Here is a 21,749-nt window from a genome sequence, read left to right on the forward strand (position 1 = left end):
CTTTATTTAGTTGGTCTTTTCTTTAACAAAGGATAAAAATTTTTAAATTGAATGCTCAACCATAAAAAAACTAAATTTGTAATATAATTTAATTATTAAAATATATTTTAATAATTCAAATATTTATTCAATCATTTAATAAAAAATTTAAAAGGAGACATTTAATGTATAGATTTAAAAGGATTTTTCTTATTGTTACTGACGGACTTGGCATTGGTGAAGAACCAAGAACTGCTGAATTTGGTGATAAAGGTGCAAATAGTATGCTGCATGCTTCTGAGGTACTTCCCTTAGATATTCCTAATTGAACAAAATTAGGTATTACCGAAGTTGCAAAGGTTGCTGGACATGTAGCTAGAGTTAAAAAGCCTTTAGCTTATGTAGGAAAAATTTATGAAATGTCAAATGGTAAAGATACTTTAACTGGACATTGAGAAATGATGGGAGTATATACAAAAGTTCCTAACCCACAATTTATTGAACATGGTTTTCCAAAAGAACTTGTAGATAAATTATCAAAAGAAGCTTTTGAAGGAAGAAAAATTATTGGTAATAGACATGCTTCGGGAATGCAAATTTTAGAAGAGCTTGGATTACAACATATTGAAAAAGGTGACATGATTATTTATACTTCGCCTGATTCAACATTGCAAATTTGTGGTGATGAAAAAACATTAGGTGCAGATAAACTTAATGAATATGCAAAAAAAGCTAGAGCAATTTGTTCTGCAAATCCTAAGTGAAATGTTGCAAGAGTTATATCTCGTCCATTTATTTATGAAAATGGAAAATTTATTAGAACATTTAATAGACATGATTATGCTAACAAGCCTACTTCTCACATCATACTTGAAGATTTACAAGCAAAAGGTATTGATACCGTAGCTATTGGAAAAATTAAAGATATTTTTACTGGTGTAGGTATTAATACAATTTATGGTCCTGCTTCAGATGACGAAAATATGGATATTGCGATTGATATTGCACAATCAAAATCGGAAAATCAATTCGTGTTTGTTAATTTAGTTCAATTTGATAGTCATTACGGCCATAGGAGAGATCCACTTGGATATAGTGAAAATATTTCAAGATTAGATATTAAATTAGGTAAACTAATTAATGCATTAAGAGAAGATGACCTTCTATTAATGACTTCAGATCATGGTAATGACCCAACTATGCCTGGTAATGATCATACTCGTGAAGCCCTTCCATTTACTGCGTTTTCTAAATCATTTAAGAAACCACATGTTATTAAAGAACCTTTAAAAGGTTTAGGAACAGTTGGAAATATTGTTGCTAAAAACTTTAATGTTCCTCTTTGTGAAACAGGGGAAGATATTTTTGAGGAATTAAAATAATGTCCTCTACTTCGCAAAAAAACATAAATAATAATGAAAAAAAGATTTGGTGAACAACTTCTAGAAAAGTTGCACTAGGAATTGGAATATTTTTATTTATAACATTATCATTGTTTTTAATTAATGATTTATTTTTTTGAGATATTCCGGTTGAGTATTGAATAACAAAGAATAAAGCAGCTATAAAACACAATATTATTTATTGATTATTAAGATTTACATTTCTTACTGTACAAATTAATTTATTTTTTGTAGCTGCTTTACTAAATTACGCTTTAAATAAAAAATATAGTTATTTTGCAAGAAGATTATTAAATTTTGCTTTTACTTATTTAGTATTTGGTATATTTCTTTATTGAACTTTCGTTCACTTCGAATTAGCAGATAGATTTGAACAATTTGAAACCACGTTACCAAGTTATTTAAGATCGCTTAGACTTTACAATTATTTCCATGTATATTATTCGCACCTTACAACTTTAGTGTTCGCTTTAATAGCTTATATATTTGCTAAAAAAGACTTAATAATGGTTAAAAGTGATATATGATGATCAATGTTATATGTTGTAATTTATATTATTGGAATGTTTATAATGTGAGCTGCTAAATTTATTCCTGCATATCAAAAAACAACTGGCAATTATGTAGATAAAATGAATGCCGGAAATGAAGCAGTTAAATATTTATATCAATTTATAAATTTTGCCAAACCAGTATTTATGAAAAACCCAATTACTTATGGCGGTAATAAAATAGTTTCTCCAAGTCTATTATGAACCAAAGCAATATTTCTTGATATTTTATTAATAGTTTGTTTATTTGCTATGGCACCATTTTTAATGTTTATATGAAAACATTTATTCAAAATAAAAACATTTAAAAATGTAAAAGAATATAAAGAATTTATTAAAATTGATTCTAATGAAAAATTAATAGACCTAACTAATAAAAAAGAATAAAGGACACATTATGAAAAAATTAGAAAAGATTACACCACAATCAGAGGATTTTGCTAAGTGATATACTAATGTTATTCAAAATGGTGATTTAATGGCTTATGGTTCTTCAAAAGGATCAATTATATTTAAACCATTATCATTTGGTATTTGAGATAACATTAGAAAAGTTTTAGATGTGCAATTTAAAAATAAGGGTGTTAAGAATGTTTATTTGCCGCTTCTAATCCCTGAATCTTTGTTACAAAAAGAAAAAGACCATTTAGCAGGATTTAATCCTGAACTTGCAACAGTAACTGAAGTAGGTGGGAAAAAACTTGCTGAAAAATATTTCATTAGACCTACTAGTGAAACTTTATTTGGCGAACTTTTTAAATCAGAAGTTGAATCATACAATGATTTACCTTTAATTTATAATCAATGATGTAATGTTCTAAGGTGAGAAAAAACTACTAATCCATTTTTAAGAACTAGAGAGTTTTTATGACAAGAAGGGCATACAGTGCACAGTTCTAAAGAAGAAGCTAATAAACTAGCAATTGAAATGCAAAATGTTTATGAAACATTTTTAAAAGAATATTTAGCTATTCCTATTGTTGCCGGTCAAAAAACTGATCATGAAAAGTTTTCTGGTGCTGATTTAACTTTAACTGTTGAAGCGATGATGAAAGATGGAAAAGCTCTTCAAGCGGCAACTAGTCATTACTTAGGACAAAATTTTACAAAAGCATTTAATGTTTCTTTTAAAAATAAAGACAATAAAGAAGAATTTGCTTATGGAACTAGTTGAGGATGTACAACTAGATTACTTGGTGCTTTAATTATGACACATGGTGATGATAGAGGTATTATTATCCCTCCAAAAATTGCCCCTGTACAAATTGATTTAATAGAAGTGCTAGCTTCTAAAGATGTAAATATTCATAAAGTAGCATTAGAATTAAAGGCATTATTGTCAAAAAAATATGAAGTTCAAATTGATGATAGTGATAAAAGCCCAGGATTTAAAGCTGCTAATAGTGAAATACATGGCACTCCTTTAAGAATTGAAATAGGACCAAAAGATTTAAAAAATAATGAAGTATTATTAGTTAGACGTGATACTTTAGAAAAGAAATTAGTTTCTTTAAATAAAATAAAAAAAGAAATAGACAATATTTTAGAAAATATTCAAAATAATTTATATAATTTAGCGAAGGAAAGATTAAATAATAATTTTGTATTTGCTTCAAACTATGATGAATTTAAAGAATACATCAAACAAGGTAAATGAGTAGTAACTTTATTTGCTGGTGATGGTGAAGATGAAGCTAAAATAAAATTAGAAACATTAGCATCAACTAGATGTATTCCTAAAAATGTGCCTATCGCAATAAAAGGCGACAAATGTTTTTATACTGGTAAGAAAACAAAACGTGTTGTAATATTTGCAAAGGCTTATTAAAATAGAAAGGACATATTATGGCTTACAATAAAATATTAAAAAAAGATTTACAAGATAAACACTTACAAGGAAAAGCAATTTTAGCTTTTAGAGCGACCTGATGTCCTCCATGTAGAATGATAGAAGGCGAAATTCTTGAATTAGCAAAAGAACATCCTGAAATTAATATTTTCGACTTTGATGTTGATTTAAATATTGATTTTGCTCGTGAAATGGGTGTTCAAGGAATTCCATCATTATTTTATTTTGAAAATGGCAAACAAGTTAATGCCTCAACTGGTTATATGCCAGCAAGTGATATCTTAAAACATTTTAAATAATTTTAAATACTATTTATGTCCTTAAAACTACTAAGTCATAAATAGTATTTTTTTATTTTGCTAATTTATAAATAACTATTTTTCACTTAAAAATTTAGTTATAATTATTATTAATTAATGGAATTTAAAAAAATAGATTAGCAAATGGAGAATAACATGAAAAAGAAAATAATTTTAACAATAATTGATGGTTTAGGGATTAGAAAAGAAACACAAGGAAACGCTTATGCATTAGCCAAACATCCAACATTCGATTACTTATTTTCAAATTGCCCACATTCAATTTTAGAAGCATCTGGTAAATATGTAGGATTGCCAGAAGGACAAATTGGTAATAGCGAAGTCGGCCATTTAAATATTGGTGCAGGTAGAATTGTATATACTGGACTATCATTAATTAATAAGCAAATAGAAGATAAAACGTTCTTTAAAAACGAAGTTTTAAAAAAGGTTATGTTAGATTGTAAAGCCAAAAACACTGTCTTACATTTGATGGGAATGCTATCTAATGGGGGAGTACACTCTCATGAAGAACACCTATTTGCACTAATTGAAATGGCTCACGAATTAAAATTGACTAAAGTTAGTGTTCATATTTTTGGTGATGGACGTGACGTTAAGCCTCAATCGATTTTACCTTCAATAGAAAAATTAGAATCATTAGTAAAAAAATATGGATATACAATTTCATCTATTGCTGGACGTTTTTATGCAATGGACCGTGATCAAATTTTTGAAAGAAATGAACAAGCTTTTTTGTGCCTTTTAGGTAAATCTAAAAATAAATTTGATGATCTAAAAAAATATGTGCAAGATCAATACGATCAACAAATTTACGATGAATTTATTATACCAGCGCAAAATAAAAATGGGCTATTTGTAAAAGATAATGATTCAATAATTTTCTTTAATTTCAGACCTGACCGTGCAAGACAACTTTCGCATTTATTTATTGGCTCTAATGATTTATATTCTTATCAAAGTTCAAATAAAGTTAAAATAAATCAATTTGTTTCATTTATGAATTACGAAAAAATTCCTTCTCTAGTAGCATTTAAAGAAATGGAAATTATTAACCCAATTGGCAAAGTTTTAGAACAAAATAATTTAAAACAATTAAGATTAGCTGAAACTCAAAAGTACGCGCATGTAACTTTTTTTATGGATGGCGGTAAAGAAGAAAATTATAAAGGTCAAAAAAGAATTTTGGTTGATAGTATTAAAGCTGCTTCTTTTGCTGACTGTCCACAAATGTCTGCAAAAGAAATTACTGATGAATTATTAAGTAATATCAAAGATTTTGATTTTGTTATTATGAACTATGCAAATCCAGATATGGTCGGCCATACCGGTAACTTAAAAGCAACAATACAAGCAATTGAATTTCTTGATAAACAATTTAAAAGAATATTAGATTATGTTTCAAAAAATAAAGATAGTATTAATTGATTTATTACAGCAGATCATGGTAATGCAGAAATTGTTGAAGATCAAAATGGAAAACCTGTAACAAAACATACTACTAGTCCAGTCATGTTAATTTCTTATGATAATAGTATTAAACTTCAAAATGGTATCTTAGCTGATGTTGCTCCAACAGTACTCGATTATGCTAATATTAAAAAACCTAAAGAAATGACGGGTAAATCACTAATAATTAAATAATTATTAAAAAAAGCAAATTAATCAAATTTGCTTTTTTAATTTTCTTGTTGTTCTATTATTTTTTTGCAAATAAATAATACATGAGCCCACCAATACCACCAACAACAAGAAGAATAATAAATGCTATAGCAAGGCCAATTTTTGCTTTTTTACTTAAACCTTTTTTAGCGCAAAATTGTTTTATGTATTTTTTTCTTGAAGCACTATTTAATCAATATATTTCTATTTCTTTAGCGGCAAGCAATCATGATTTTGAATAAGTATCATCAAACTTTTCAAATTCACCTTTAATTTTTTGAACATAGTGTCTTATTTTCTTTTCACTTGAATTTGGTTTTAAACCATGAAATTTAAAATAATCAGTAAATCCACTATAAAGACCTAAATTATTTGCTGTTACTGCAAAATATGGAATGTAATTATTTGGACGGCTAAAGATTTTAATTGCAACATTTCTCATTTCTAAATGTCAAATCAATAATTGTCTATCAACATTGCTTTCTTTTAAATATCTAACTTTAGTATCAATTGCTTTTAATATATCTTCAGGATCTTGAGTATATTGAATATTAATTAAATTAAAAAAGTTATAGTAACGGCCAAATGGATTTGAATCATAGATTCAAACATCCGCAGGAATAACATTTTTTCAATTGTCGCTTCCGTTAGTATTTTCTTCAAAATCATTTCTTTTAATTCTATTGTAAGCATCAACAATTTGGTAATACTTTCTAAGCCCTAATTCAGTACTATTATGGTCAGGGTGATATATTTGAGCTAATTTATAAAAAGCGCTTTTAACTTCATCAGTTGTAGCATCTTCTGTAAGCCCAAGAATTTCATAGCAAGTTCTTTTGTCCATTTTTACTTCCTATATTTTATTTGCTATTTATTATTTCTAATATGTGCTATTTATTTTATCATTTTTAATCTTATTTTTATTATAATATTTAAATTATATTATATACTAGGGAAAATATGATTGGAATAGATGCAATAAATAAAGATAGACTTATAAAAAAATATGACAAATTAGATGATCTTGCTTTAAAAGTACTTAGCAAAAGCGAATTAAAGGAATATCAGTTGTCAAATGATAAAGTGCATTACTTTGCAACTAGATGAGCAATTAAAGAAGCTTTATTTAAATGCGACAATAAATACTTTGAATTTTCTAAGATAAATATTACAAAAGAAAATGGCAAATATACATTTGAAAACTTTGAAATATCAACCACTAGCGAAGAAAATTTAATTATTGCTATTGCATACAAACACTAAGGAGAATAAAAATGAAATTAAAAACTAGAAAATTTTGAAACTTTTTACCACTTGTAATTAATTATCTAAAATTAAAATCTAAAGCAGCAAGAAATAAAAGAATGCCTGAATATTACACATTGTCACAAAAATGTGATATGTTTCGTAAGTACACTTACAACATTTTAAAATTATTAGGAATTAAATTAAAAGTTAATGGTTTTGATAATGTACCTAATGGACCTTGTTTATTGGTGCCAAATCATTCAACTTATTTAGATCCGTTTTTTATCGCTTCAGCTTTATGAAATTTTGGCGACGGGAATAAAATAACTAAAAATTTTGCTTTTATTGCTAAAGCCGAAGTTAAGAACAAGAAAAGCATTTTTAAAATTGCTGAATTAATCAATACATTTTTTATTGATTTAGAAAAACCAAGAGAAATACCTGAAACTTTACTTGAATTTGGAAATTATATAAAATCTAAAAAATTATGTGGTGTTATGTTTGCAGAAGGACATAGAACAGAAGATGGTAAATTAGGAGAATTTAATTCAGGCGCTTTTAGAACTGCTCAATCCGCATTTCTTCCGATTGTTCCTGTAACAATTAACAATGCATGTAATGCATTAGATAATAATCGTAATGGAATATTAGAAGTTGAAGTTACTTTTCATAATTTAATGAAGCCTATAATGTTTCAAACATTAAATCCTAAAGACATTGCTGATCAAGTAAAAAGTGTAATTGCTTCAAATTATAAAGATCAAGTTGTTACTTCAAAAGAAACAATTAAAAATAAATATTCTTCTAAGAAAAATAAATAAAGAAGGTAAAAATGCAAGAACAATCAGATAAACCCGTAGTTCGCGAAATATCTTTAGAAGAACTTGAAAAAACAGTTGAAGCGATAATGAAACCTAAACTAGATGCAGATACTAGCGATAGAATTTCATTTAAATTAGACAATTTTGATGGTCCTTTAGATTTATTACTAGCTTTAGTAAAAGAAAAAAATATAGATATTTTTGATGTTGATCTTATTGAACTAACCAATCAATATCTTGAAATTATTAAAAATTTAAAACCAAATGATTTTGATATGGCTAGTGAATATTTAGTTATGGCTGCTACTTTAATTCATTTAAAAGCCAGAATGATTTTACAAGATCCTGAAGTGGAAGAAGAAGTTAGAAAAGAAAAGAAAAGACTTCTTGAACAAATTGCCGAACATCAAAAATTTAAAGAAATCGGTATTACTCTAAGAGAAAAAGAATACGATAGACAAAATCTTTATGAAAAAGAACCTGAAGATTTAAGCGATTTTATTAGAGAAACCGATGATTCTGTTTTAGATGGACATGCTAATAGTTCTAGATTAATTGCAGTTCTAAGAAAGATGTTTGAAAGAACATATGCTGAAATAATTAGAAACGTAACCATAACAACAGTTGCAGTTAGTCCTGAAGAAATGAAAAAAAGAATAATTAAATTATTTAGTGAAAGAGATGAAGTTAGTTTTGAAGAAATCTTTTCTGTTCCAAGCGCTGGGCATTTTGTGATAACTTTGTTAGCGGTTTTAGATTTAGCTCGCCAACAAATTATTAAAATGGAACAAGATGAAATAGATGGATTAATTAAATTTAGTAGAGGTAGTGAATATGGAAAATAAAAATAAAATAATTGAAGCATTAATATTTGTGCAAGGTAGTGAAGGCTTAAGTAGTGCACAATTAAAAGATGTGTTAAAGTTAATGTCAATTAATGAAGCTAGAAAAATGTTAAGAGAATTTAAAGTTTGATTTAATGACCAAAATCGCGGAATTATGGTTTATGAATTTAATGATGTATTTAAATTTTTAACTGTCGAAGATGCTAAAGAAAGTATTGAAAATTTAGTTACTATTGTAAAAAAACAACATTTATCAAATGCAGGTATTGAAGTTGCTGGAATTATCGCTTATAAGCAACCTGTTACTCGTTCAATGATTTCAAACATTAGAGGTGTAATAAGTGATAGCATAGTTGCAACATTATTAAATAAAGGAATTATTGAAGAAGTTGGTGTTGCAAATACACCAGGAAATCCAGTACTCTATGGAATTACCAATAAGTTTTATGATTATTTCAAAATTAAAACTTTAGCTGAACTCCCTCCATTTCCTGAATTTGCTAAATATGTTGATGAAGAATCATCTCTTCAAAGCAAAGAATTTAATCTTTTTGATTCACAAAGACAAGACCCATCTCAAACTTTAGATAGTGGAATTATAAGTAGCGACGATAATAATGAATAAAAAATTTATAGCCAAAAATAATGACGTTAATAGGTCATTATTTAAATATTTAGTTAATATGCTTGATAATGTTCCAGTTTCAAGAATTGAAAAATTATTTAGAGAAAAAGATGTTAAGTTAAATAATAAACGTACTAATGATAAACAATATAAATTACAGCTAGGTGATGAAATATTAGTTTATGGTCTTAAAGATATCGAAAAAGAACAAACACATTTTGAATCTGATATTAACTTTAAAGTTATTTATGAAGATAAAAATCTTTTAATTGTAGATAAAGCAGCAAATATTGCCATGCATTCAGAACCTAATTCTTTAAATGATCAAGTTCTAAAATATTTAAATTATAAAAAAACCTCTTCATTTATTCCATCACCAATTGGGCGTATAGATAAAAAAACTAGTGGATTAGTTGTGTATGCAAAAAATTATCAAGCCCTTTTGGAATTTGAAGAAAAACAAAAATTCTTTGATAAGGTTTATCAATTTGTTTCTGATTTTAATGAAAATGAAAAAACAGTTACAGTTAAATTAAAAAAAGATATTAAAAATGAAAAGATGGTTGTTGATCCAAACTTTGGAATAAATGCAAAAACTATTTTTTGAATAGAAGGAAATAGAAAATATGCACAAATTCTTACTGGCAAAAAACACCAAATTAGAGCAACTTTATCATATTTGAAATGTCCTATCTTAGGAGATACTAAATATGGTGGCAAGCGTGCAAGAAGAATGTATTTACATTCTTATTCAATTAAGTTTCATAATTTAGCTAATGGTTTTGAAGAATATAATGATCAAATCTTTATATGTTATCCACATTGATAATTAAAGGAGAAATAAAATGGATGAAAAAAAAGTTATTGAATTAGCCAAATCAATTTATATAAAACCTTCAAAAGAAGTTATCAATTTAACTTTAAATTTATATAAAAATGTAAAAGATGGTTTACAAGATTTGGAAGAAAAATTATCTAAAAAAGTTGAAAATTATAAGCCACTTGCTAGAGTAAGTGATACTATAATTGATTTCAATTCTTTGAGAGAAGACAAAGAAGATGATTCTTTTAAACTAGAATTACCTGATATTTTAAACAATGCAAGTTCTACTAAAGATGATTATATTGTAACAAAGAAGGCACAAAATGAAGATTAAAGGAAACTTAGAACTAGCTAAAAAAGAATTACTAGCAAATAAAAATAATGCTGTTGCTTATGTATTTAAAGATGCTAAATTAAATAATTCTAAAGGGTTATTGGCTAATTGTGTTTTTACTCTTAAGGATAATTTTGCCGACAAAAATGTTAAAGCAAGAGCTTCTTCTTTATTTTTAGAAACCTTTAAACCATCGTATAAAGCAACATGTTTAGAACTTTTAGAAGCAGCGGGTGCTACTTGTGTAGGTCGCACAAATCTTGATGAATTTGGGCTAGGCGGTAGCGGAGAACATTCAGCATATGGTAAAATTTTTCATCCAAAAAACAATGAATATTTAGTTGGGGGCTCTTCTTCTGGTGCTGCTGCAACCTTTACAAATGCCATTTCTTTTGCAATAGGATCAGACACTGGAGACTCAGTTCGTAAGCCTGCTTCTAACATTGGAGCAGTTGGTTTTAAGCCAAGTTATGGAGCTGTAAGCCGTTATGGAATGTTTGCTTTTGCTTCAAGTTTAGACACAGTTTCATATTTTACTCACAATGTTTCTGACTTAATTTTGCTAAGTTCAGTACTTTATAAGCAAGATAGAAAACATGATTTAACTTCTGAAAACCTTGAGTTTAATTATAATGATATAAAACTAGTTAAACCAAAAACAGTGGCTTATCTTGATTGTTTTAATGAATTAGAGCCTAGTGTAAAAGAAGCTTATCAAAACATTATTAATAAATTGCAAAAAGAAAACGTCAAATTAATTAAAGTTTCTGAAGACAAAATTCTTCTAAAATCAATTGATACTATTTATAGAATTATTGCTTTTTCAGAAGCAAGTTCAAATTTATCAAATTTAACTAATATTACTTTTGGTCAAAAATTAAATGACTCATGAGTAAAAAATGCATTTGAATCTAGAAGTAAAAAAATAGGAAAAATGGCACAAGCACGTTTAATTTTAGGCTCATACTTTTTAGAAAAAGATAACCAAATAAAATATTTTGTTCAAGCTAAAAAAATTAGAAATTATCTTAAAGAATATTTTACAAATATACATACTCAAGCAGATATTTTTATTTACCCAGCTTCATATGGTTCAGCACCAAAGATTGGTGAAAAGCAAAAATCAACATACATGGATTATATTTTAACTTATGCCAATTTAGTAGGAAACCCATCAATGACAATTAAACTAGGTAAAAATAAAAATAATGGCCTACCATTTAATCTAACAATTGATGCAAAAATTTACAATGATACAAAACTATTTTCACATGCATTGTATATTGAAGAATTGATAGGAGACCAAAATGAATAATTGAGAATTAGTTATAGGAATTGAAATTCACATTGAGTTAAATACCAAGACTAAAATGTTTTCACCTATCCTAAATAATTATGATAGTGCTATTAATAGTAATGTATCAAATATTGATTTAGCTTATCCTGGAACTTTACCATTAGTAAATAAAGAAGCAATTATTAAAGGACTTAAATTAGCAAAAGCTTTAAATATGCAAATTGATAGTTTAGTTAGATTTGATAGAAAAAATTATTTCTATTTTGATTTACCAAAAGGCTATCAAATTACTCAACAATTTAATCCCATTGGCAAAGCAGGAAAAATCAAGGCTAAAGTTGATGGAGTTTGAAAAGATATTGAAATTGAAAGAATACATCTTGAAGAAGATACTGCTAAATCTATTTATGAAGGAAATGATATTTTATTAAATTACAATAGAGCAGGTGTTCCTTTAATTGAAATAGTTTCTAAACCGGTGATGCATTCAGCAAAAGAAGCTGCTGCTTATGTAGATGCTATAAGACTTATGGCATTATATTTAGATATTTCGGATGCTAAAATGAATGAAGGTAGTTTAAGAGTTGATGTTAATGTTTCAACTAGAAAAAAAGGTACTAATGTATTAAATACTAAAGTTGAAATTAAAAATTTAAACTCAATAGCTAACGTTGAAAAGGCTATTAACTTTGAATTTTTAAGACAAGTAAAATGTTATGAATCAAATAAAGAAGTTAGCCAAGAAACTAGAAAGTTTGATGAACAAAAATTAGAAACTGTAGTTATGCGTAAAAAAGGTAATGCTGAAGATTACAAATATTTTCCAGAACCTAATATTTTACCTATTTTAATTAGTAAAGAAGTTATTGATTCAGTTAAATTAAATACATTGCCTTTTGAAAAAGAAAAGGAATACTTAGCTAAAGGACTCAATGAATTACAAATTAGTCAGTTTATTAATAATTTAGCATATGCTTCTTTTTTCGAAAAAATTGATATTACAGATTTTAAGAAAAAAGCTAATTTATTTTTCTCAAACATTGTGCCTTTTTTAAATGATAATAAATTAGACATTGTAGATTTAAAAATTTCGTTACCTGAAGTTAAAGAACTTTTTAACTATTTAATTGAAGGTAAAATTGATAAAAAAAATGTAATGACTATTTTAGATTTAAAACAAAAAAATTCAGCAAAATCTTTAAAAGAAATTATTGAATCTCAAAAAATGTTTATTGAAGTTTTAAATATTTCGCTTGAAGAAATAGTTGACGAAATATTTAAAGAAAATCCTAATTTATTAAAAGATTTTAATAATAATTTTGATAAAAACAAGAAATATCTAATTGGTCAAATTATGAAAAAGACTCAAGGCAAAGCAAAACTTGAAAAATTAGATATAATTTTAGCTAACAAGGTTAAATAAAATGTGCAGAAAAAATAAATGAAATAAAATTAAAAGTGGATGACAAAATAATAAAAAAGATCCTGAAAATGAAAATAAACCTGAACTTGCAAATGATCAAGTTATTTTAAATCAAACACATAATAACTTTTTAGAAAAAATATTAAAAGCCATTATATACGGTATTTTATACATTGCTATTTCTAGATATTTAAAAAGTTCAAGAACTAAAGGAAAAGAAATTGTTAATAGTGCGCACACAAAACTAAAATCAAACGAATTTGCATTTATTCCTATTGGATATGCAATGTATCTATTTTTATCTTTTATTCCTATTTCTCTTATTTTGGTTTCTATTATTGCTTCAATTAGCCCAGAATATGATACTGTTTTTCGATATGCTATTTTAGGGAAGATTATTCCAGGAATTGATACTATTTTACCTAAGGATATTTCAAGTATTTGAACAAACCCTGGTGGAGCAATTAGCTTTTTAATTCTTACTTTATCAATTATTTTCTTTACGTCTAAAGGATATTCTAAATTTATTATTTCAATAGATGCACTTTATGAACACAAAACAAAATATAGAGCTTGAAAAGGTTGAGCAAAAGGAATTGTTGTTTCAATATCTTTAATAGCTATTTTAACTTTAATGCTTTTATTATTTACAATTTTAATGACTTTTTTAGTTAAAAAAGCTGAGTTTGGTAACAAACATAATTTATCTGATATGTCAACTTTAATTGCTAATGCTTTAACAAACAATGATAAAAGTTTCACACCATTAAAAGCGCTTGAACTTAAAACAGAGTTTTGAATTATTTATTATTTTATTGTTGTTTTAACTTTACCTTTATTTACTTATTTAGGATTTGCTGCATTTTATTTATATGCGCCAAGTTTTAAATTAAAATTTAATCAAGTACACCCTGGTGCTTTAATTACCGCAATTCCAACTTCATTCTTTATTTTAATATTTGGTACTCTTGCTTCGATTATTAAATATGATAAGTTTGGCCCTGTTGCTGCGTTTATGTACATTATTTTATTAGTCACTTTTATTGCTTATTTTACTTATATGGGAATTATTGTTAATTCAAGTTTCTATAAAACTTTTATTAACATATTAACTATTGATAAAAAATCAATATTTGCAAATAGTAAAAGAAATTAGGAAATCACAAATTTATGAAAAAAGAATTTATAAAACCTTTTTTTCTTCAAAAAGGTGACAATATTGCTATTGTTAGTTTATCTAGTGGCTTATTAGGCGAAGAAATTTTTAAATGAGAATTGGATTTATTAATTTTGCAAATCAAAAAATTGGGTTTTAATCCTATTTTTATGCCTAATTCTTTAAAAGGAATTAAATTTTTAGATGAACATCCAGAATGTAGAGCTAGTGATTTAAAGGAAGCATTTACTAATAAAAATATTAAAGGTATTTTTTGTGCAATAGGCGGTTTTGACACAATAAGATTAACAAAATTTTTATTTGAAGATAATCATTTTGTTAATATAGTTAAAGAAAATCCAAAAATATTCCTTGGTTTTTCAGATAGCACCATTAACCATTTTATGTTTAACAAAATTGGTTTAATTACTTTTTATGGAATTAATGTTTTATCTGGTATTGTTGAATTTAATAAAAAAATTCTATCTTATAATAAAAGATCATTACGTTTATTTTTAAATAATAAAAAACAAAATTTTATAATTAAATCATCAAAGTATTGATTTGAGGAATATAGTGATTATTCTATAAATAGTTTAGGGAAAAAGCGTGTTAAACATAAAGAAAAATATGGATATGAAATTTTAAATAATTCAAACAATTTAAAAATAATTGAAGGACAAATTTTGGGTGGCTGTATTGATAGTATGTATGAAATTTTTGAAAACCCTCTTTATAGACAAATAAACGAAATATATAACATATTTCCAAATGCTAAAGAATGAGAAGATAAAATTATTCTTCTAGAAACTTCTGAACAAAAACCAAATCCTGAATTATTTAATAAAATGTTATTGAAGTTAAAAGAAAATAATGTATTTATCAAACCCAAATGCATTATTGTAGGAAAACCTCAAAATGAAGTTTACTATCACGAATATAAAAACATATTAACTAATTTTTTTAAAGACATACCTGTTTTATATAATTTTAATATTGGCCATGCCCATCCAAAATCTATACTTCCATTTAATTCAAAAATAAAAATAAATTTTAAAAGTAAAAAAGTTATTTTATTTAGAAAAGAATGTCTTAATCTAAATAATTTAAAATAAACCTTTTATCAATTATTATTATAAATAATATAAAATATAATATATGTTTGAAACTAAAAAGAAAAAATCAGATATTAGAGTTCCGGGAGGAATTAGACACTATCTTTCTTGGGCGCGTTCTAAAGTTAGTTTAGGATATAAAAAATGAAGCTCAAAAAGAATTGCTTTTGTATCGGTATTGATAGCAATATCGGTTGTTTTCTTTTTAATTTCAGTTAGAATTATTCCTATTAGTGCTTTACCAAGCTATAAGTTTTCATTTATTGGGCTTCCTGTTAAAATAACAGGCTTTATATTTGGTCCAATTATTGGTATGCTTACAGGAATATTAGCTGATTTAATTTCATTTTTATTAGTCCCAACTTATTATCACTATTTATATACAATTTCAATATCAATTGCTGGTTTTATTCCTGGACTTTGTGGATATTATTTCTTTGGTCTTAATGAAATGTTATTTTCAAATAAATATAAAATTTTTAAGTTTAAAGAAATTGTTGACTTTTTTAAAAAGCAATATAGCGAAGCAACCATTAAAGGAAATACAGAAGATGTTCAATATTTTTCTGAATGTATTGCTTATTATGAAGTTAAAATTATTTTATTAGAAAATAAAGCAAAACCTATTGCAATGATTAATTTTGCATTCTTTTCAGCTTTAGCAGTGCTCACCATACAAGTCTTTTTAATAATTTCTATTTTTATAAAATTAGATCCATCATATTTTGAAAATAATAGATTTATTAAAAACAAATTATTTTATATATTTGCAACTTCATCTGGTTTTGTTGGAATGGGTGTATTTCTAATTTTATTTAGAATATTTATTAAAAAACGTTATCAATTATTTATTGATATTATGGCAATAGTCACATTTTCTGCAATCCTGGAATTTCTTAATGTTATTATACTTTCTTGAGCTGATGCTGCTACTCTTAAAATTGACTTTTGAGTTAATTTAGCAAATCACTCTTTAACCGGGCCAATTAAAATTTTCTTTAATGTTGTTATAATAACAACAACTTATAGAATTGTAGCCCCTCTTTTAAAATCAAAAGAAGGAGATAAGTTCTAATGGCTAAAACTAAAATTAAATCTTTGGATTTTAAAGATATAAGAATTTATGAAAAGCAAGCTAACAAATGATCTTACAAATTAAGAAATTTCAATATGCATTTAGAGCAAAATGAAATTTTGGGTATTATTTCTTATAATGCAAATTTGCAAGAAGATATTTTTAAACTAGTAACCAATAAATGAAAGTCTCTAAAATCTTATCAAGGACTTGCAAGTGTAAAATTTGATTATGAAAAGAATTTATCAATTAAAAATAAACAATACATTAAAAACTTAGCATATTCTTTTGATACAAAATTAATTGATAATGATTCTGATGATTCTAAAGCGAGTCAAATTTCTCTTTATCAATATTTAGAAAATTATTTTGTAGAATCTAATTTATTAAAAACTTCACTAGATGATTTTAGTAGTGCTTGAAAAGAAACTTTTGATAATTATGGCTTTTATTTAAAAAAAGAATTTGCCCTTAATTTTAATAATCTAGAAAAAACTCTTAAATATATGTTAGAAGATTTGCTAGAAATGTTAGAAACTTTTAAAGTTGAATCAGCTAGAACAAGTTTATCTGCTATTAATAAAAACTTAGAAGAATTGGAAGAAAAATTCACTTTGATAATTAATAAATATAAAGATATTGAATATGAACTTATGCAAATATCTTATAACACTATCAATAGATTTCAAAAAGGTGAAATTCTTTTAAATTACAATCAATATGTTGCATGTAGAGACAAATACATCGATGCACACAACAAGTATTATAATTTTTTCAATTTAAGAAAAGAAATTAAAAAATTTAAAGCTCAAAGAAGAAAAGAAATTAGAAATGAATTCTTTATTCAATCAAATGATGTAACTTTACTTCTTAAGAAAATTTATTATGATATAAAAATTGAAAATAAATTTTGTATGTATAAATTATCTAAAGCTCAAAGCAATAAAGAATATGCTTATTATTTAGAAAACTATTTAATTGATAATAAAATATCTAATTTAATCAAAATTTTATTGAAAAATGCTAAATGATTAAATATGGAAATAATTAGCATTATTCTTCAAAAAATTTATGAATTAAAAACTGAAATATTCGATGAGTTCAGTTTTATTAATTTAAACAAGTCAAAAAGAAATATAAGAAAAAATATTACTTTATTAGTTAATAATAGTTTTGTTATAAAAGAAGATTTCTATAAAGATATTATTGATGAAAAGAAAGCTAATTATATAGAAAAAATTTCTCAATATAGTTCAAAGAAAAAAATATCAACAGACGAATTTGAAATTAATTTTAAAAATAGATTTTCACTTGAAGAATTAAATCAAATTAAAAATGAATATATAAAAATCAAAAATGAATACTTGTGAAATTACAATAATTTATATAATGATTCAACTAGTGTATATTCAAGGGAAATGGCTCAAATTAGCAAAGTTAAAAAAGCTAACAAGAATATTTTCAAAAAAATTTCGTCATTGTTTATACACTATTTATATTCTATAAATAGTGTTGTAATTGATAATTATAATTCATTTGATTATAAACTAATTACTGACTATCATGTTAACATGATGAAAATTAATAATTTATGAAAAACTTTAGAATCGCAAAGAAATGATTTTCAAGGTTATCGTAAGATTTTTGTTAATGGACTTTATCATGATTGCCCAATTATAAGAAAGTTTATTATTCGTTCCTTAGTTTATACAATAATGAAAAAATCTAATATTTCATTAGAAAAATATAATTTCAGTTTAGATTCATTTTCGAATGAAACAAAGCTAAAAGTCGAGATAGAAAAAATTAAAATTAATAAACCTAGTTTAATTGTGATTGGTCATTATATTTCTAAATTAAGCGAATTAATGCAAAAAAAATTTTTAAATGAAATTAATAAATATATTTTTGAAAACAATATTATTGGTATTTATTTATTAAATGACTTTCAAGTTGCAAAGGATGTAACCACTAACATAATATTTATAAATAATAAGAAGCCAATTGAACAAGGAAAAACTTTAAAAATTATTTCAAACCCGATTAACCCACTTGTTAAAGGGTTCGTTGGTAGTGCTGATGAAAGAACAGTGGAAAATATTACTGATTATATTTCCTATTTAGATGATTATGAAAATATTAATCGATATGAAATTGATACAGATCATAAAGTTTGATGTACATGAGAAGAACTAAATAAATGAGCAACAAAGGAAAATGTTGCAAACCCCAAACTCGCTGCACTTATATTTAATGAAGTTGAACATAGTGAAAGCGTTGAAGTAAATTTTGATAACCCAAATGCAAATGAAAAAGATACAGAATTATTTGATTTTTCAAATACCCTTCTTAATAAGGAAAGCAAAGGAGAAGAAATGAAGCCACAATTTGATCATAAAATTGTTGAAGAAAAAAGAGTAGATAAATGAAATGAAGCAAAATTCTTTTCTACTCATGATTTAAATAAAAAAGCATTTACAGTTATTTTACCTCCTCCTAATGTAACAGGTAAGTTACATATAGGTCATGCTTTTGGTGATTATATTCAAGACACTGTTATTAGATATAAAAAATTACAAGGATTTGATGTTTTATGAATTCCTGGTAAAGACCATGCTGGAATTGCTACACAAGCTAAAATTGAAAAAAGATTAGCCGAAAAGAAAATTGATAAGTATAAAATTGGTAGAGATAAATTCTTAGAAGAAGCAATTAAATGAAAAGATGAATATTCAAAAAACATTACTAATCAATGAAATAAATTAGGTTTAGCATTAGATTATGATGCAGAAAGATTTACTTTAGATAATGATGCTAATGAAGCTGTTATTAAAGTGTTTATTGATTTATATAATGATGGATTAATTTATAGAGATGTTAAACCAATAAATTGAGACCCAATTTTAAAAACTGCACTTTCTAATATTGAAGTTATTAATAAAGATGTTGAACAAAAAATGTATTACATTAAATACATGTTGAAAAATTCTTCTTCATTTATTGTTGTTGCTACTACTAGACTTGAAACTATGTTTTCTGATGTTGCAATTGCGATTAATCCTAGTGATATAAGAGCAAAAAACTTACTTGGAAAATTAGTTATTAATCCGTTAACTAAGAAAGAAATTCCTATCATTGCTTCAGAATTAATTGATAAAGATTTTGGAACTGGACTTATGAAGGTTTCAGCTCATGCTATGGATGATTTTAATATTATTAAAGATAATAAATTAGAATTAATTGAATGTATTGATGAGAATGGTATTTTAAATGAAAATGCTATGCAATTTAAAGGCCTTGATCGTTTTGAAGCTAGAAAACAAATTGAAGCATATTTAGCTAAAAATAATTTAATTGAAAAAATTGAGAAAATAACTTCTGCTGTTGGTTTTAGTGAAAGAAGCGATTGCCCAATAGAAATATTAGTTCAACCTCAATGATTTGTTAAAATGAAAGAACTTGCAGAAGGCCTTTTAGCACATTTTAATCAAGAAGATAAAGTTAATTTTATTCCAAAGCGTTTTGAAGATGTTCTAAGAAAATGAATGGAAAATGTTCATGATTGAACTATTAGTCGTCAAATATGATGAGGACATAGAATACCTGCATGATATAAAGACAATAAAGTCTTGGTACAAAAAAATTGCCCTGGCGATGGTTGAGTTCAAGATGAAGATGTTCTTGATACCTGATTTAGTTCAGCACTTTCTCCATTTGTATTTTTAGGTTGACCTCAAAGTACTGCAAAGTTAGATAGATATTTCCCTACTTCACTTTTAGTTACCGGATATGACATTATCTTTTTTTGAGTTGCTAGAATGTATTTCCAATCTCTATACTTTTTGGATAAAAAACCATTTGATACTGTTTTAATCCATGGTCTAGTTAGAGATAGTCAAGGTAGAAAAATGTCTAAGTCTTTAGGAAATGGAATTGATCCTATCGACGTTATTGATAAATATGGTTCAGATGTTTTAAGAAATGCTTTAATATTTAATTCAACTCCTGGCCAAGATATCAATTTTGGTGATGATAAAATAAATAGTGCTAAACTATTTATCAATAAGTTTTGAAATATAGCCCGTTTAATTTCTCAAATTAAAATTAAAGATGAAATTGACTATGACTTACATAAAATTGATAAATTTGATTTATGAATTTTAAATAAATTTATACAATTAAGAAAATCAATTGATGATAGTATGTCTAAATATGAATTTACAGTTATTTTTAAAAATATTCAAAACTTCATTGTAAATGATCTTTCTAGCTGATATTTAGAATTTCTCAAATTAAAATCAAATAAAAAATTTATCCATGTTTTATTTAGAGAACTTTTATTAACATTGCATCCATTCATGCCATTCTTAACTGACTATTTATTTGAAACTATTTATCATGAAGAACTTTTAAATAATATTTCATACAATTTCAATGTTGACTTTGTTCAAAGCGATCTACAAGAAATTGATTCATTAATAAATATAATTACTGCATTAAGACAATATCGTGAAAGCAAAAAGATTTCTAAATCTGAATTATTAAAATTCCATCTTGAAGAGTTTAGTTTAAGTACTTTATATGCAACTATAGTAAATAAGATGACAAATTTTGAACAAGAAAAAAACTTTGATTATTTAATAGAAATTCCTAATGCAAGAATTTATGTCAAATTAAATAAGGAAAATATTAAAAATGATATCAATGATTTAGAAGCAAAAATCAAACAATTACAAATTGATATTGATTTTAATAAAAAGATGTTAGAAAATCCTAAATTCTTAGAAAAAGCAAGCAAAAAGATTATTGCTGAAAAAACTGAAAAATTAAATAATTTTATTTCTCAAATTGAAGGTTACAAAGAAGAACTTACTAAGAAGAAAAACAAATTAAATGAACAATAACCTTTGGTATGAACCCCAAATATTGGACTTTTTAATTGTGTTTGGACTTATTCCTGTATTGAACAGGACTAAGTCCTTTTAATTTATTAACAATTCTGTCATTATTATAATATGAAATATATTTTTCTAAAGCAGTTTTAAATTCTTTAAAACTTTTAAATCTATTTTCTTCTTCAAATCAAAATTCTCTTTTTATAACACTAAATAAACATTCAGTGGGACTATTGTCTAAACAATTTCCTTTTCTTGACATGCTTTGAATTGTTTGTTTCTCCTTCAAATAATTTATATACTCTTCATGAGTATATTGTCATCCTTG

Annotated in this window: 19 protein-coding genes; 17 read left to right on the forward strand and 2 right to left on the reverse strand. The window is 25.4% G+C overall.

Annotated features, from left to right (window positions below; genetic code table 4):
• The first annotated feature begins 164 nt into the window (after positions 1–164).
• The 5 genes from F795_RS06125 (at position 165) to gpmI (ending at position 5,746) form a co-directional block, all read left to right on the forward strand.
• A complete protein-coding gene (locus F795_RS06125; RefSeq protein WP_022935762.1) occupies positions 165–1,361 on the forward strand; it encodes a phosphopentomutase in 1,197 nt (398 codons plus the stop codon).
• The gene (locus F795_RS06130) at positions 1,361–2,320 is read left to right on the forward strand and encodes a hypothetical protein (RefSeq protein WP_022935763.1); all 960 of its coding nucleotides are present in this window, start codon (positions 1,361–1,363) and stop codon (positions 2,318–2,320) included. Before F795_RS06125 ends, F795_RS06130 begins: the two co-directional genes overlap by 1 nt.
• Before the next feature lie 10 nt (positions 2,321–2,330).
• A complete protein-coding gene (proS, locus tag F795_RS06135; protein WP_022935764.1) occupies positions 2,331–3,761 on the forward strand; it encodes a proline--tRNA ligase in 1,431 nt (476 codons plus the stop codon).
• A gap of 17 nt (positions 3,762–3,778) precedes the next feature.
• On the forward strand, positions 3,779–4,081 hold the full coding sequence (locus F795_RS0100345) for a thioredoxin family protein (RefSeq protein WP_022935765.1): 303 nt from the start codon (positions 3,779–3,781) through the stop codon (positions 4,079–4,081).
• A 156-nt stretch (positions 4,082–4,237) separates the two neighbouring features.
• On the forward strand, positions 4,238–5,746 hold the full coding sequence (gpmI, locus tag F795_RS0100350; RefSeq protein ID WP_022935766.1) for a 2,3-bisphosphoglycerate-independent phosphoglycerate mutase: 1,509 nt from the start codon (positions 4,238–4,240) through the stop codon (positions 5,744–5,746).
• Positions 5,747–5,801: 55 nt separating this feature from the next.
• On the opposite strand, the gene F795_RS03655 is transcribed toward gpmI, so the two are convergent.
• The gene (locus F795_RS03655) at positions 5,802–6,608 is read right to left on the reverse strand and encodes a DnaJ domain-containing protein (RefSeq protein WP_022935767.1); all 807 of its coding nucleotides are present in this window, start codon (positions 6,606–6,608) and stop codon (positions 5,802–5,804) included.
• A 116-nt stretch (positions 6,609–6,724) separates the two neighbouring features.
• Here F795_RS03655 and F795_RS06140 point away from each other — a divergent pair, with 116 nt between their 5' ends.
• Genes F795_RS06140 through F795_RS06160 form a run of 12 tightly spaced genes read left to right on the forward strand, consistent with a single transcriptional unit; the run spans position 6,725 to position 21,430 of the window.
• Complete coding sequence (locus F795_RS06140) at positions 6,725–7,027, forward strand: 4'-phosphopantetheinyl transferase superfamily protein (RefSeq protein WP_022935768.1); 303 nt, start codon at positions 6,725–6,727, stop codon at positions 7,025–7,027.
• 11 nt (positions 7,028–7,038) lie between these two features.
• Positions 7,039–7,833: a lysophospholipid acyltransferase family protein gene (locus F795_RS0100365; RefSeq protein WP_022935769.1), complete on the forward strand. Its 795-nt coding sequence runs from the start codon at positions 7,039–7,041 to the stop codon at positions 7,831–7,833.
• A gap of 11 nt (positions 7,834–7,844) precedes the next feature.
• Complete coding sequence (locus tag F795_RS0100370; RefSeq protein WP_022935770.1) at positions 7,845–8,678, forward strand: segregation/condensation protein A; 834 nt, start codon at positions 7,845–7,847, stop codon at positions 8,676–8,678.
• Positions 8,668–9,303 (forward strand): SMC-Scp complex subunit ScpB, encoded by a 636-nt coding sequence (gene scpB / locus F795_RS0100375; RefSeq protein ID WP_022935771.1) that lies wholly within the window; start codon positions 8,668–8,670, stop codon positions 9,301–9,303. Before F795_RS0100370 ends, scpB begins: the two co-directional genes overlap by 11 nt.
• Positions 9,296–10,132 carry an RluA family pseudouridine synthase gene (locus F795_RS06145; RefSeq protein ID WP_022935772.1) on the forward strand — a complete coding sequence of 279 codons (837 nt, stop codon included), beginning with the start codon at positions 9,296–9,298 and terminating at the stop codon, positions 10,130–10,132. The genes scpB and F795_RS06145 overlap by 8 nt, the downstream gene beginning before the upstream one ends.
• A 16-nt stretch (positions 10,133–10,148) precedes the next feature.
• Positions 10,149–10,460, forward strand: a complete 312-nt coding sequence (locus F795_RS0100385) for a hypothetical protein (RefSeq protein ID WP_022935773.1) — start codon at positions 10,149–10,151, stop codon at positions 10,458–10,460.
• Positions 10,450–11,775, forward strand: a complete 1,326-nt coding sequence (locus F795_RS0100390) for an amidase family protein (protein ID WP_022935774.1) — start codon at positions 10,450–10,452, stop codon at positions 11,773–11,775. Before F795_RS0100385 ends, F795_RS0100390 begins: the two co-directional genes overlap by 11 nt.
• Positions 11,768–13,180: an Asp-tRNA(Asn)/Glu-tRNA(Gln) amidotransferase subunit GatB gene (gene gatB, locus F795_RS0100395; RefSeq protein WP_022935775.1), complete on the forward strand. Its 1,413-nt coding sequence runs from the start codon at positions 11,768–11,770 to the stop codon at positions 13,178–13,180. Before F795_RS0100390 ends, gatB begins: the two co-directional genes overlap by 8 nt.
• A gap of 1 nt (position 13,181) precedes the next feature.
• Positions 13,182–14,336 (forward strand): YhjD/YihY/BrkB family envelope integrity protein, encoded by a 1,155-nt coding sequence (locus F795_RS06150; protein ID WP_022935776.1) that lies wholly within the window; start codon positions 13,182–13,184, stop codon positions 14,334–14,336.
• 14 nt (positions 14,337–14,350) lie between these two features.
• Complete coding sequence (locus F795_RS06155) at positions 14,351–15,451, forward strand: S66 family peptidase (RefSeq protein ID WP_022935777.1); 1,101 nt, start codon at positions 14,351–14,353, stop codon at positions 15,449–15,451.
• A gap of 43 nt (positions 15,452–15,494) precedes the next feature.
• Entirely contained in the window at positions 15,495–16,526 is a 1,032-nt protein-coding gene (locus F795_RS0100410; protein ID WP_022935778.1) for a hypothetical protein, read from the forward strand.
• A complete protein-coding gene (locus F795_RS06160) occupies positions 16,526–21,430 on the forward strand; it encodes a valine--tRNA ligase (RefSeq protein WP_022935779.1) in 4,905 nt (1,634 codons plus the stop codon). Before F795_RS0100410 ends, F795_RS06160 begins: the two co-directional genes overlap by 1 nt.
• A gap of 31 nt (positions 21,431–21,461) precedes the next feature.
• Here the strand turns inward: F795_RS06160 and F795_RS06165 are convergent.
• The coding region (locus tag F795_RS06165; protein ID WP_022935780.1) for an IS3 family transposase at positions 21,462–21,749 on the reverse strand (288 nt) is incomplete at its 5' end.

It is taken from the genome of Metamycoplasma orale ATCC 23714, from assembly GCF_000420105.1.
GTDB classification, from domain to species: domain Bacteria; phylum Bacillota_I; class Bacilli_A; order Mycoplasmatales; family Metamycoplasmataceae; genus Metamycoplasma; species Metamycoplasma orale.